The organism is Sporosarcina sp. Y1011, assembly GCF_057669885.1.
In genome coordinates this window covers 36,594-49,804 of sequence record NZ_JBYHFP010000016.1, presented here as the reverse complement: position 1 = coordinate 49,804, position 13,211 = coordinate 36,594, and the positions used below count along the sequence as shown (strand labels likewise).

Sequence of the window (13,211 nt, the reverse complement as noted above, 5' to 3'; positions counted from 1 at the left end):
CTCCTTTACCCTTGATTCCAAACGACTAGTTTTAATTCCGTCATTTCTTCTACTGCATATTTAATACCTTCTCGGCCCGTACCGCTATCTTTCACACCGCCATATGGCATTTGGTCAACCCTAAACGTTGGAACGTCATTAATGATAACGCCGCCAACATGTAAGTTTTTCGATGCGTAAAAGGCATTTTTTACATTGTTCGTGTAAATGCCAGCTTGCAGCCCAAAACGGGAATCATTTACTAGTTCTACAGCTTCTTCGATTGACTTCACCTGGTTCACGATAACAATTGGTGCAAAGACTTCTTGACATGAAACTTTCAATGACTGATCCGCATTCGCAATAATTGTCGGTTCAAGAACATTATCCCGTACCTTACCCCCTGATAAGATTTCTGCATTACTTTGTTTTGTTTCTTCAATCCAACTAACGGCACGCTCTAATTCTCCCTTAGTAATTAAAGATGAGACATACGTTTCCGAATCTAGCGGATTACCCAGTTTTAGCTGTTTTGTTGCTTCTGTAAATTTCACAATAAATTCTTCATATTTTTCTTCGTGAACAAATACCCGTTGTAATGAAATACAGACTTGTCCCTGATTGGAAAAGGCCCCCATCGTACAGCGGTCAATGATGCCATCAATTTCTACATCTTTGTCAATAATTAATGCTGAGTTTGATCCTAACTCTAACGTTGTTTTCTTCAATCCAGCCTTATTATTAATACCAATACCTACTTCAGGACTGCCTGTAAATGTAATCATACTTACTCGGTCATCTTCTACGATTGCCTCTCCAACAACACTGCCAGGTCCAGTCACTACATTCAAAACGCCCGCCGGAAGACCCGCTTCTGCAAAGAGTTCTGCAATATAAAGAGCACTGAGCGGAGTTTGCGATGCAGGTTTTAATACAATCGTATTTCCAGCTGCAATTGCAGGTCCAACCTTATGTGCGACAAGGTTTAGAGGAAAGTTAAATGGCGTGATAGCACCTATGACACCTATTGGTTCTCTTAGCGTGTAGCCAATTCTACCGACACCACCTACCGCTGCATCAAAAGGAATCATTTCACCGTGAATTCTTTTCGCTTCTTCCGCTGCAAATTTATAAGTTTCAATCGTTCTTGCAACTTCCGCTTTTGCAAACATCAGTGGTTTGGCCGATTCAAGGGAAATGATTTCCGCTGCTTCATCTGCTCTCTCTTTTAATAATAGAGCAACGTTCTCTAGAATTTCCGCACGCTTGTACGCTGGCATTTCACCGATTAGTTGACGAGCTTCATGAGCGGCATCGATTGCTTGTATCGTTAATTCTTTATCCGCCATCGCAATTTCAGCAATTTTTTCCTGCGAATATGGGGAGTAAAGTGATACATATTTTTTTGCTTCTACTCTTTTACCGTTGATGAGTAAGTACTTTTTAATTTCATTAGTTTTAATCCCTAAATTATTCATTGAGAGCCTCCAATACCATTTCATGAAATTGTACGATTGCTTGTTCAGAAGAAGCATAATGCCCTTTGTTAAATGCGCGGGAGCGGAAACCAATTTGTTCGAGTTCCACGAGATCTATATCTTCCGCACGGACCTGTTCCGCAAACGTCATTAAATCCTTCTCGTCTTGTCCTAAAGCTTCCAAATTATCCTCTCGGAAATAATACGTATATACTGCCAAAGAGGTTTCGTGATCTATTGGTACCATCTCTATGGACGCCATATTCCCAGGTCCCGGGTAGATAGTCAACATCAGGTTCGGCCACAGCCAGAAGAAGGAACCACCTTGCATTTCTGCCTCATTCAAGTTCACTTCACCATATTGCTTGTCAGCTTTGACAATGGACCCTTGAACAGAATAATTTTCACATGTAATGATTTGATAATCATCCATGTCAAGAGCATCTACAAAACTTGGATGCGCGATATGACAATGGTCACATTCTAAATAGTTATCGATATATGCTTTCCAGTTTGCTTTAATAACACGTGATTTTCTGTGAGTTCGTTTTAACTCACTTATGAATGGGAACTTGCTTAATCTGTCAAAGAAATCCCCATATGAATCAATTAAAGGTGTAGCGTCATCATCCAGATTAACAAAGATTAAAGACTCTAACACTTCCATCCGAACAGATCGTAAACAAGCATCCTGAACACAAGCCGCGTCCTCACCTTGGAAGTTAGGTGCTTTATTCAATTTACCGTCAGTTTTAAAAGTCCATCCATGATACATGCATTGTAAAATCTTCTTTTTACCGTTCTCACTTTGTTCAAGCTTAGTTGCACGGTGTGGACACACATTGTAAAATGCACGGAGCACCCCATCCGTCCCCCTAATTATAATAAGTGGTTCATTAGCTACATCAGCCGTAAAAAAAGAACCTGCTTTTTCTACCTGACTTACATGCCCCACAAGTTGCCATGATTTAGAGAAAATTAACTCCATTTCCTTTTCCAATACTTTTGGATCTGTGTATTTGTCATATGTCATCGTTCTCTCGAATGTTCTGTTCGCCGCGTTTTCTACTTTATTATAAGCCATTTTTCATTCTCCTCTATAGTGAAATTTTATCTTATCTAAAATATCTAACATTAAATGATTTTCATCTTAACTGGCTTCATACTTCTTACAATTGAAAGGTGTATCTGACATCTTGATTGAATTTGTTGGACAGCTATCGAATGCATCTTCCAAGTCTTCAATCAAGTCTTCGGATACTTCTGTAATTCCTTCGTTGTCATCAAGCATTGAATATGAAATACCGTCATTCGTATAAGCAAATAGATTAGGTGCTAGTTCGCCACAGACACCGCAAGCAATACATGTGCTTTGATCGACCATCGTAAAATTGGCCACACCATCTCCCCCTTTTCCTTTTCCTTTTCCTTTTCCTTTTCCTTTTCCTTTTCCTGTTTCATCTTGTAGGTACTGCTGCTTCTTTGGCTGCTTCCTCTTTGTCACCCATTACACTCGTACTATGAAGCGGCTGTAGCTTCGCCGTAGGATCTACAAATACTTTTGCATTACTTACGGCAATAGGTGCTTCGCCAAAACCAGTGGCAATCAATTTAACTTTTCCGTCATACGTACAAATGTCTCCTACTGCATAAATGCCTTCTATATTTGTTTCCATTCTAGAATTCACAACAATGGAGTTTTTTTCAATTTCAAGCTCCCAGTCTTTAATAGGCCCAAGAGTTGAAATAAATCCATAATTGACGAGTACATCATCTACTCCAAGCTCAATTGATTCGCTAGTCTTTGTTTCTTGAATAACTACCTTGTCGATTCGTTCGATTCCCACAAGTTCTGTCGGAGCATAAGGAGTAAGAATTTCAACATTTGATTGTTTTAATAACTCAACACTGTGTTCGTGAGCACGGAATTTGTCTCTCCTATGAACGAGAGTAACTTTCTCCGCAATCGGCTCTAGCATCAACGCCCAATCGACAGCCGAATCACCACCACCGAACAAGACTACTTTCTTATTTTTGAATTCGTTTACATTTTTCACAAAGTAATGCAAGTTCTTATTTTGGAATTGCACTTCTCCCGGTATATTCATCTTTTTTGGCTGAAATGCGCCGTTTCCAGCAGTAATGATAATTGTTTTTGTATAATGAATACCTTCATTCGTTGTTAGTTTAAATGCACCATCTTCTTCTTTTTCAACAACCTCCACTGATTCTCCTAAACAGATTGCGGGTTCAAACTGATTCATTTGTTCTATTAAATTATCTACGAGTTCCTGTGCCCCTATTTTTGGAAAACCAGCAATATCGTAAATATTTTTTTCTGGATAAAGTGCGGATAATTGGCCTCCTAATTGCGGTAAACTTTCAATAACTTTTACCGTGGCTTGACGCATGCCTGCATAAAAGGCGGTAAATAACCCTACTGGGCCACCCCCAATTATTGTAATATCAAATACTTCAGACGATCTATTCATATTTTTACCTCCCTATCTGTTTAGCAGGGTTTCTTCTTGAAAGAATTCCTGTAGATTTGAAACTTTTTCGATATTTTTTTAATTCCCAATCTATAAAGTATCGACCAACTCTACACATACACCGAAGGTAAAGGATCAGTTACCCTATTACACATCCTTTCACTTTTTCTTCCGCCTCTATTTCCAATGCATTAAGAGATGACGTGCCAATCAGGATAGACCGATTAGATTCACGTTACTTTTTATATATGCAACTTGCGTGCCAAGTTGAAAAAAACCTTAAATATATACATTCATATCGCTACTTCTTAAAATCCCTGCTATAATCGAGTTGTCTTTGACTCAAAAAGAGGTCTAACAATTTAAAATTGACTCAATATTAAATTAAACAGGGGGACGAAAATGCTAGATAACTTAGTATTTAAGAACGTTGATTTGACTCTGGAATCTATTCTGAAGATATTAGATTATTCTTCTGATGAAATCTATGTTATGGATAGTCAAACACGAATTGTATACGTCAACAAAATTTGTGAAAAACATTATGGACTTAAAAAGGCCGATGTCATAGGAAAATTAAATGGTGAGTTATTTGAAAAAGGATATTGGAGCCCCTCTATCGTTCCCGAAGTTTTTAAGAGCAAAGAACCTGTCTCTCTCAGGCAACAGACATATATCGGAGCTGAATTATTAACGAGGGCAATCCCAATCCTAAACGAGGCCGGGGAAATAGAGTATATCGTCACTACAGCAACCGAACTTAAAAGCTTTAATAGACTGATTACAAAAAAGGAGTTTCAGAAGGAAGAAATCTCTAGTAATAATCCCGCAAATACGGTCATTACAAACAGTGAAAAGGTTAGAAGCATATTGAAGTTTTGCAAAAGAGTAGCTCCAACTGACTCAACCATTCTAATTCATGGAGAATCCGGGACAGGTAAAGGGGTAATTGCCCACCACCTGCACTGCATAAGCAACAGAAAAGATGGACCTTTTTTGACTGTCAATTGTGCCGCAATACCCGCAGATTTGTTGGAATCTGAACTATTCGGCTATACAAATGGAGCTTTCACTGGAGCGGTTAAAGGCGGTAAAACAGGTTTGCTCGAAGCAGCCAATAATGGAACAATCTTTTTGGATGAAATTGGGGAGTTGGCATTGCCTTTACAAGCCAAAGTACTGCAGGTAATTCAAGATAAGCAGTTCATTCCAATCGGAAGCAATGATAGTAAGACAGTCGATATCCGAATTATTACCGCAACCAATCAGGATTTACTAAAGATGGTTGAAAATAAAACCTTCAGAGAAGATTTATATTATCGACTTAACGTTATCGATATTCACATGCCGCCCCTGTCCGCACGCCAGGAAGACATCGTTCCACTCACATATAATTTTTTAAATCGATTCAATAATAAATACAATATGAATAAAGTGATCTCCGAGGAATGTTTAAATATACTCTTTTATTACCCATGGCCCGGAAACGTACGCCAACTCGAGAACTTAATCGAACGTCTAGTCATCACTAGTGATTCTATTATCGAGATGGACGACCTACCGCAAGTCATTAAAGATAGTGCAGAAAATACGCCTGAGCTTATCCATCCCAACTCATTGGACGATGCCTTGAATGAAGTTACACGGTCATTAGTTATAAATTCATATAAAAACAACAAATCATCGAGGGCAGTAGCGAAGGATCTTAACATCAGCCAATCAAAAGCATCAAGGTTAATTCGTGAGTTTTGTTAAAATGAACATCAGAAAATTTTAAAAACCAGCCATCCTTTCTTAAGAAGGATGACTGGTTTTTTGTTGTTACTTCAAAAGAATGTCCCATTTACAGTTCCTTTTCCTAAATGAGTCGATTCAACAGCACACACCACCCCCGTCCGTTGCGAATATGCTAGTAGAACAACTCAGGTAATGGCGGTGCTTAAAATGAAACTAACAACGATACTTGCGGGCCCTATTTTGCGAAGAGTTGAAGCCGATTCGGTTACAATTTGGATCGCAACAAGCCAGCCTTTTGATATTGATGCTTCCGTTTATGTTATTTCTACTGAGGCTAAGCTTCCTACAAGGACGCGCACCTCTTCCATTAGTGCTGGACAGCAGCTTTTCATTTACCTCGTACAAATAAACGGAAACTTCCCGGTAGATACGTTGCTCGGGTATGACCTGTTTTTCCATAATGGAATAGATTCTTACACCTTTGCAAGCCTCGGTTTAACTTCAGCCAATAAAGAGCAATCCATCACTCACGGTGATCTTGCTTATCCCTCATTTTTCATCCCCGCCGGTAAAACCTCGAACTTCCTCTATGCTTCATGTAGAAAGTTACACGGGAAAGGCGAAGATGCACTTGCGGCAGGGGATGAACTTATAAAGAATACCCAGCAAGACTTGGAGAAACGACCAAGCGCTCTGTTCCTTCTCGGCGATCAAATCTATGCGGATGATGTAGCAGATCCTTTGTTCCCGGTTATCCAGACAGTTGCAGGGAGCTTAAATAGACAAGAAGATTTAACTCAGCTGGACAGCCGGCTTGCCGATAGACCATTCAATACATCATCCGTGCAAGTAAACGGTAGGCAATTCATCATGGAACAGTTTTGCCAATTTACAGCTACAAATGCCGGCAATCATCTAATGACATTCGGTGAGTATGCCGCTATGTACTTACTGTCCTGGAGCCCAAGCTTATGGGAAACCGCTTGCATCCCTTCATTTGATGAAATCCTTGAAACGGATGGCTTTCATTTCATGTTGCCGGATGATGAGGCGGAATGGGCGCGCTGCAAGGCGAGATACAACCGGCAAAGCGAAGACCTTCTCCAAACAATCGGAGCGCTCCATCAGGTTCGAAGATTACTTGCGAATGTTCCTACGTATATGATCTTTGATGACCACGATGTAACGGATGATTGGAATTTATCGGCCAATTGGCGTGATCGCGTAGCACAATCACCTTTAGGGAAACATGTAATCACAAACGGATTGTTCGCTTACTGGGCTTTTCAAGGTTGGGGCAATGAACCACAGCGGTTCGCGGAGGAGTTCCTACTGTCGATGGGCAATCATGTCGACGGGTTTATTGCCGATACACCTGCATATGAAGAGTGGACGGAACACCTTTGGGATTTCCGTTATTGGCACTTCGTAGCGCCTACCAATCCCGCTGCCTTGTTTCTAAATACGCGTACATTGCGTTCTTTTGACGATGCGCCACAACCGGTAAAAGTAGGCTGGATGGTCAAAGAAAGTGTCCGAAGTCCTCGGCTGATCGGTCCCGAGGGGTGGCGTTTTGTGTCTGAGACGCTCGTCGCATCCGGTTGGAAAAAGGGCAACCCACTAATTATTATCTCTCCGACGCCTTTTTACGGCATTGGTCTGATTGAATCTATTCTTCATGCATACGTCTATCCCCTTCGTGCACTAGGGATTCCGGTTGATGAAGGATTCGATTTTGAAGCATGGAAATATAACGGGAAAGGGTTCAATGATTTTATCCGAACCATTTTCAAATGGCAGCCTTCTCGCTGTATTATTTTATCGGGTGACGTCCATTATGCTTCTGCAGTCACTTCACATATAACGTCTAAAACCGGTACAGTTGCCGATATTGTGCAATTTACAAGCAGTCCTTCAAATAATATGAGTTTTAGGGGTGTATGGGGATTCTGTATGAGAATGGCGATTTTGCTAAATGCTCAAAAGCGAAAAGGGAAGAAAATACAGCGCTATTGCGATGAAACCTTGAAGATTGTCAACGGGAAAAAAGGTGCTAAATGTCCGGACAGTGCGGAGTGGCAAGAGGAGCTCCGTTATGTGTCGATGAGAAATGGCACGATTGTTGAAACAAAGAATAACATTGGATTTCTATCGATTCATGAAAATTCCTTGCAGAATTCGCTTCTTCGAGTGAACGAAGAGAAAATTTCATTTGAAAGATTGGAGTGACATCTACTTAGTTTGATTTACCACCCTATAAAAAAACTCCGCCGACAAATAATAGTTGGCGGAGTTTTCCCATTTACAATTTTGTTCGTACATCCCATAGCTCCGGGAAGAACTGATGGTCAAGAACAGCCTTTAAGTAATTGACACCCGACGAACCGCCCGTCCCCATTTTAAAACCGATGATTCGTTCAACGGTTTTCATATGACGGAAACGCCACTGCTGATGGCTGTCTTCGATATCGACTAGCTTCTCCGCCAGCTGATATAAATCCCAGTGATCATCTACATTGCGATAGACTTCAAGCCACGCAGCAGCTACCGACGGATCCCCTTTGTACGTAACAGAGAAATCGCGATTCAATAGTTCTGGATTAATGGCGAAGCCGGCTCTCGCAAGTGCACGTATCGCTACGTCGTAAATACCTGGCGCACGGAAAGCCGTCTCTAGACGATTCACAAGTTCGGTATCTTTCTCGTAAATCTTCAAAATATGTGATTGTTTGTACCCGAGGGCGAACTCGATAAGCCTGTTCTGGTAGGACTGGAAACCTGATGCACGCCCCAAACTGTCCCGGAATTCCATATATTCGGCAGGCGTCAGCGTGGACAGTACATCCCATGCCTGAATAATCTGCGTCTGAATTTTTGACACGCGTGCCAGCATTTTAAACGCTTCCGGCAGTTCGTCTTTTTCAATTAATTCGATACCCGTGTTGAGTTCATGTAAAATCAGCTTCATCCATAATTCACTCACTTGGTGAATAACGATGAACAGCATCTCATCATGATGGCCAGACAAGCGTTGCTGGCTCGACAGCAATGTATCCAGATTCAAATACTCCCCATATGTCATTGTATCTTTGAAATCTGTGTGAATTCCTTTTTCCGTCATAACGGTTGTCGACTCCCCTCGATAGCACGCAGCACAGCACGAACAGGACTGCCGTCACCTTCTTTTATGGGAAGCGGCAATGCAATCAGCTCATAATCGCCAGCATCCACTTTGCTGAGATCAATGTTCTCCAAAATCATGACGCCATTGTCATTGAGCGCATGATGGGCACTGACTGTCTTGCTTGTTTCCGGGTCAACAGATGGCGTATCCACACCAATAAGTCGAACGCCTCGGTCTTTCAATAGCGGCCCAATATCCGTCCGTAAATACGTAAACGTCTGTGGAAAGACATTTGAATCAGGACGGCTTCCTGTTTTCAATAAAATCCGTTCAGCGCCGTCGAAATCAATGGCTTCTAGCTCTGCACGACCAATGCTTTCTTTTCCTGAAACGTCAACAACACGTGCACGTCCGATGTATAAATCAATCGGTAAATCAAGCACTTTCAACCCATTGTCATCAAAATGAAATGGCGCGTCGATATGTGTTCCCATATGCGTACTTGTAGATAGTTTCCCAATATTGACGGATCCTGTTTCATTCTTTGAGTACTCGACTTCGTAAGAAAACGGCGTGTCGCCCGGCCATTCGGCAATCTCATTATGCAATGGTTGCGAAATATCAATCCATTTCCCAGTCATGCGACAACACCCCTTTTGTTCTCAAACTTTTCATAGTGTTTTTCATCCATAATCACTTTTAACTTTTGAATTGTATGCCAAACGTCTTCGAAAGAATTGTATAGTGCGACCGGCGCAAGTCGAATGCCATTTGGCGCACGGAAATCTGGAATAACACCGGCTTCTTTCAACGCTTTACAAATGCGCGCCGCCTCAGCGTGTTCCAATAAGATATGCCCCCCACGCGTATCGTCAATTGGATTTCCATTGACGAAACCATGCGCAGACAGTTCTTGTTGAATGAGTTTCAGCATATAATCCGTAAGTTGAAGCGATTTTTCGCGGATACGTTTAATGCCTATTTCGTCAAACAGTTCAAGCGCACCAATAACCGGCGCCAGACTAAGTACATGCGGCGTCCCGATTTGATAGGTCGCGGCATCCATCGCTGGATCCATTGTATGATTCATATCGAATTGCGATTCCTTTTTCGAACCAAACCATCCTGCTAATCCAGGCGCTTTACCGAAATGCTTGTCATGAACGAACAATCCTGCAACCGAACCAGGTCCCCCATTCAAATGCTTATACGTACACCAAAATGCGAAATCCGCTCCCCAGTCATGCAATTCATGTTCAACCGAACCAACGGAATGGCATAAATCAAAACCAATCGGGATGCCTCTTGCGTTCGCCGCCTTTGCGAGTTTTTCCATGTCTAGAATTTGTCCGCTTCTGTACAAAACAGCCGGTAGGACAATGAGTGCAATGTCATCTGTCATCGCTTCGATAATATCGTCTTCACGCAGAAATCTGCCATCCTCACTCTTCACTTGGACAAGGTGTTCGGCAGGGTCATATCCTTTAAGCAGGAGTTGGCTTTTCAATGCATATATGTCTGAAGGGAAATTGAGTTCATCCGCAAGAATTTTTGTTCTCATTCCGGAAGGTTTGTAAAATGTGGCCGCCAACTGATGTAAATTTGTCGTTGTAGAACCAGTTGCAATCACTTCATTTCTCAATCCGCCTACAAGTGGTGCCATTTTCTCCCCAACCGACTCAGACAAATAAAACCAAGGATTGTCCCCTTCCGTCCATCCATCGATTCCTAAATTTCTCCAAGAATCCAGTAAGTCATGCAGCGTGCGCTCCGCCCTTTTCGACAACAAACCGAGCGAATTGCCATCCATATATATGGTGTTTTTGAGTAAATAAAATTCACTCCTGTAATGAGCCAAACTGTCTTTATCGTCAAGCCCCCGTGCGTATTCGACTCCAAACATGTTCGTTTCCCCCTTGTGCGAAGTTTCCGTTATTAGTGAAAGTGTAACATATTGGGTGGGGTGTGTAATGTGGGGATAGTGTTGGGGTTTTGGGCGGTTTACTTCAGGGTTCGGGCGGTGTGCTCCGGGATATGAGCGGTTTTCGGGCGGTTCGCTCCAGGATATGAGCGGTATACTCTAGCATTCGAGCGGTATGCTTCGGTTTTCGGGCGGTGCGATCCGGGATATGAGCGGTATACTCTAGCATTCGGGCGGTATGCTTCGGTTTTCGGGCGGTTCGCTCCGGGATTTGAGCGGTTTACTTCGGTTTTTGGGCGGTTCGCTCCGGGATTCGAGCAGTATACCTCGGTTTTCGGGCGGTGCGCCCCGAGATTTGAGCGGTTTACTTCGATTTTCGGGCGGTCCGCTCCAGCTTTTGAGCGGTACGCATCGGGATTCGAGCGGTTTACTCCAGTTTTCGGGCGGTGCGATCCGTGATATGAGCGGTTTACTCCGGTTTTCGGGCGGTCCACTCCCAGCTTTGAGCGGTTCACTCCAGTTTTCGAGCGGTCCACTCCCGGCTTTGAGCGGTTCACTCCAGTTTTCGAGCGGTCCGCTCCAGGATATGAGCGGTTCACTCCGGTTTTCGAGCGGTTCACAATAAAAAAACAAAAAAACCGACATCGCTGTCGGCCTCCTCTTCATATGTATCCACTTACTTAAACCAGCCCTTGTCTTTAAATCGAGAAATGGCTTCTATCCGGTTACCGACGTCGAGTTTATCCAAAATCGCAGAAATGTAATTTCGTACTGTGCCCGGCGTTAAAAATAAATCCCCCGCGATTTCTTTCGTTGTCTTGCCGTCAGCGATGAGCTTAAGAACTTGGGTTTCGCGTTCCGTCAGCGGGTTTTCAGTTTCGTCCCCGTCGCCGTAAGCGATGTCGACGAGTTCCGGCGCGTAAATCCGTCTACCGTCCATAATTGTCCGAATTGAATTGACTAGCTCTTCAATCGGACTATCCTTTAGCAGATAGCCACGAACACCCGCTTTTCGGGCACGTTCAAAATAGCCAGCTCTGGCAAACGTCGTCAAAATAATAATTTTACAAGAATCACTTTTCAAAGCTTCGGCGGCGTCGAGCCCCGTCATTACAGGCATTTCAATGTCCATGATACAGACATCCGGCTGGTGCTCTTGCACGAGGGCAACTGCTTCTGTTCCGTTTTTTGCTTTGCCGACCACTTCCATATCATCTTCCATATTCAACAAGGATCCAAGCGCTCCAAGCATCATCCCTTGGTCTTCCGCTATGACAATACGTATCACGTCAATCACTCTCCATAATATGTTGTATGACTGCAGGAACACGAATCGATAATTTCGTTCCTTCGCCACCCTCCACTCGAAGACTTCCGTTGACAAACTCAAGTCGTTCGCGCATTCCAGTCAAACCATTACCAGGCGAGGTTTCTCCGCCTCTCGTGATGCCAATTCCATCATCTTCTACATTGATAACGAATTCATTTGGCAACTGTTCAAACGATACACAGCATGTCTTTCCGAAACTATGTTTCACGACATTGGTCACCGCTTCTTTCAAGCACATGCTTAAGACACTTTCAACAATCGCAGGAATGTTGGTGAATGATGGATTGCCCTCGATTGTATAATCCATTTCAGCCGCCTTCAACATCTGCTCAATGCGAATTACTTCATCTTCAAGCTTCATCGACCGCATGCCCGCCACTAACTCACGGACTTCTTTCAATGCTGTACTTGCAGTCTGCCTGATATCCCGCAGTTCTCTTTCAGCTGCTCTCGGGTCACGAGATACCAGCTTTCCGGCCAAATCACTTTTCAATCCAATCAGCGATAGCTTTTGACCGAGTGTATCGTGCAAATCACGGGAAATTCGTTCGCGCTCCTCAAGGATAATCAGCTCTGAAATGCGTTCGTTCGCATTTTCTAATTGATCAACAAGATTTTCACGTTTATTGCGGTTGTAAAGATTAAATGGCAACAACACTGTACCAATTACGCAAATGAGGATGAAATGGATTTGCGAGATGAACAATTCGATTTCGATGAAGAATCCTATGACAATCGCAAAAATTGTAATCGCAATATGTAACCCGTAAATGACAAAAAAGCCAATTGGATTTTTTATATTACCAATGAAAAATGCAGTGAAAATGGACAAATAAACATAACCGAATAACAGCGTCATCGCAACGTTAATCACAATTTCAAAACTGATCCACATATAAACGAGTCCACTCTTCGATTTGAATGAAAACATGTAGGACAGGAAAAATAATAATAACAACGAAATGCCAATCGCTATTTCAAGTGGAGAAGATGATCTAAAGATGAAAAAGAACGGAAGAAAACAAAATACAACCCATGCGTAAATACTGACCCATGGATTTTTCGGGAAGATACTATACCAACTTTGCATACCGTTCGTTCACCGTCCTGTCTATACTTACCATTGTACCAAATTTCCGGATAAAAAAAA

At 42.5% G+C, this 13,211-nt stretch carries 12 protein-coding genes; 3 read left to right on the top strand and 9 right to left on the bottom strand.

Annotated elements, in window-relative coordinates:
* Positions 1–5: 5 nt before the first annotated feature.
* The 4 genes from AC25Y5_RS14970 to AC25Y5_RS14955 all read right to left on the bottom strand — a co-directional run bounded on the left by AC25Y5_RS14970 (position 6) and on the right by AC25Y5_RS14955 (position 3,949).
* Positions 6–1,457: an aldehyde dehydrogenase family protein gene (locus AC25Y5_RS14970; protein ID WP_488140993.1), complete on the bottom strand. Its 1,452-nt coding sequence runs from the start codon at positions 1,455–1,457 to the stop codon at positions 6–8.
* Positions 1,450–2,541, bottom strand: coding sequence for an aromatic ring-hydroxylating oxygenase subunit alpha (locus tag AC25Y5_RS14965; protein ID WP_488140992.1), 1,092 nt, complete (start codon positions 2,539–2,541; stop codon positions 1,450–1,452). Before AC25Y5_RS14965 ends, AC25Y5_RS14970 begins: the two co-directional genes overlap by 8 nt.
* A gap of 66 nt (positions 2,542–2,607) precedes the next feature.
* Entirely contained in the window at positions 2,608–2,961 is a 354-nt protein-coding gene (locus AC25Y5_RS14960) for a ferredoxin (RefSeq protein WP_488140991.1), read from the bottom strand.
* On the bottom strand, positions 2,915–3,949 hold the full coding sequence (locus tag AC25Y5_RS14955; protein WP_488140990.1) for an NAD(P)/FAD-dependent oxidoreductase: 1,035 nt from the start codon (positions 3,947–3,949) through the stop codon (positions 2,915–2,917). Before AC25Y5_RS14955 ends, AC25Y5_RS14960 begins: the two co-directional genes overlap by 47 nt.
* 402 nt (positions 3,950–4,351) lie before the next feature.
* Between AC25Y5_RS14955 and AC25Y5_RS14950 the strand changes: the two genes are divergently transcribed.
* Both AC25Y5_RS14950 and AC25Y5_RS14945 read left to right on the top strand, forming a co-directional pair.
* On the top strand, positions 4,352–5,704 hold the full coding sequence (locus AC25Y5_RS14950) for a sigma-54 interaction domain-containing protein (RefSeq protein WP_488140989.1): 1,353 nt from the start codon (positions 4,352–4,354) through the stop codon (positions 5,702–5,704).
* A gap of 189 nt (positions 5,705–5,893) precedes the next feature.
* Positions 5,894–7,915, top strand: coding sequence for an alkaline phosphatase D family protein (locus tag AC25Y5_RS14945; RefSeq protein WP_488140988.1), 2,022 nt, complete (start codon positions 5,894–5,896; stop codon positions 7,913–7,915).
* Positions 7,916–7,988: 73 nt separating this feature from the next.
* On the opposite strand, the gene kynA is transcribed toward AC25Y5_RS14945, so the two are convergent.
* The 3 genes from kynA to kynU are packed head-to-tail and all read right to left on the bottom strand — an operon-like array spanning position 7,989 to position 10,713.
* Positions 7,989–8,807 (bottom strand): tryptophan 2,3-dioxygenase, encoded by an 819-nt coding sequence (kynA, locus tag AC25Y5_RS14940; protein ID WP_488140987.1) that lies wholly within the window; start codon positions 8,805–8,807, stop codon positions 7,989–7,991.
* Positions 8,804–9,451, bottom strand: coding sequence for an arylformamidase (kynB, locus tag AC25Y5_RS14935; protein WP_488140986.1), 648 nt, complete (start codon positions 9,449–9,451; stop codon positions 8,804–8,806). Before kynB ends, kynA begins: the two co-directional genes overlap by 4 nt.
* Positions 9,448–10,713 (bottom strand): kynureninase, encoded by a 1,266-nt coding sequence (gene kynU, locus AC25Y5_RS14930; RefSeq protein WP_488140985.1) that lies wholly within the window; start codon positions 10,711–10,713, stop codon positions 9,448–9,450. Before kynU ends, kynB begins: the two co-directional genes overlap by 4 nt.
* Before the next feature lie 256 nt (positions 10,714–10,969).
* Between kynU and AC25Y5_RS14925 the strand changes: the two genes are divergently transcribed.
* Positions 10,970–11,356, top strand: a complete 387-nt coding sequence (locus AC25Y5_RS14925; protein WP_488140984.1) for a hypothetical protein — start codon at positions 10,970–10,972, stop codon at positions 11,354–11,356.
* Positions 11,357–11,407: 51 nt separating this feature from the next.
* Here AC25Y5_RS14925 and AC25Y5_RS14920 read toward each other — a convergent pair whose 3' ends face one another.
* Entirely contained in the window at positions 11,408–12,019 is a 612-nt protein-coding gene (locus AC25Y5_RS14920; RefSeq protein WP_488140983.1) for a response regulator transcription factor, read from the bottom strand.
* 1 nt (position 12,020) lies between these two features.
* Positions 12,021–13,151, bottom strand: a complete 1,131-nt coding sequence (locus tag AC25Y5_RS14915) for a sensor histidine kinase (RefSeq protein WP_488140982.1) — start codon at positions 13,149–13,151, stop codon at positions 12,021–12,023.
* Positions 13,152–13,211: the final 60 nt, after the last annotated feature.

What these genes read in the sequence shown, in the direction of transcription:
- AC25Y5_RS14970 (WP_488140993.1), bottom strand. Translation starts at nt 1,457, where the DNA reads ATGAATAATTTAGGGATTAAAACTAATGAAATTAAAAAGTACTTACTC.
- AC25Y5_RS14965 (WP_488140992.1), bottom strand. Translation starts at nt 2,541, where the DNA reads ATGGCTTATAATAAAGTAGAAAACGCGGCGAACAGAACATTCGAGAGA.
- AC25Y5_RS14955 (WP_488140990.1), bottom strand. Translation starts at nt 3,949, where the DNA reads ATGAATAGATCGTCTGAAGTATTTGATATTACAATAATTGGGGGTGGC.
- AC25Y5_RS14950 (WP_488140989.1), top strand. Translation starts at nt 4,352, where the DNA reads ATGCTAGATAACTTAGTATTTAAGAACGTTGATTTGACTCTGGAATCT.
- AC25Y5_RS14945 (WP_488140988.1), top strand. Translation starts at nt 5,894, where the DNA reads ATGAAACTAACAACGATACTTGCGGGCCCTATTTTGCGAAGAGTTGAA.
- kynA (WP_488140987.1), bottom strand. Translation starts at nt 8,807, where the DNA reads ATGACGGAAAAAGGAATTCACACAGATTTCAAAGATACAATGACATAT.
- kynB (WP_488140986.1), bottom strand. Translation starts at nt 9,451, where the DNA reads ATGACTGGGAAATGGATTGATATTTCGCAACCATTGCATAATGAGATT.
- kynU (WP_488140985.1), bottom strand. Translation starts at nt 10,713, where the DNA reads ATGTTTGGAGTCGAATACGCACGGGGGCTTGACGATAAAGACAGTTTG.
- AC25Y5_RS14925 (WP_488140984.1), top strand. Translation starts at nt 10,970, where the DNA reads ATGCTTCGGTTTTCGGGCGGTTCGCTCCGGGATTTGAGCGGTTTACTT.
- AC25Y5_RS14915 (WP_488140982.1), bottom strand. Translation starts at nt 13,151, where the DNA reads ATGCAAAGTTGGTATAGTATCTTCCCGAAAAATCCATGGGTCAGTATT.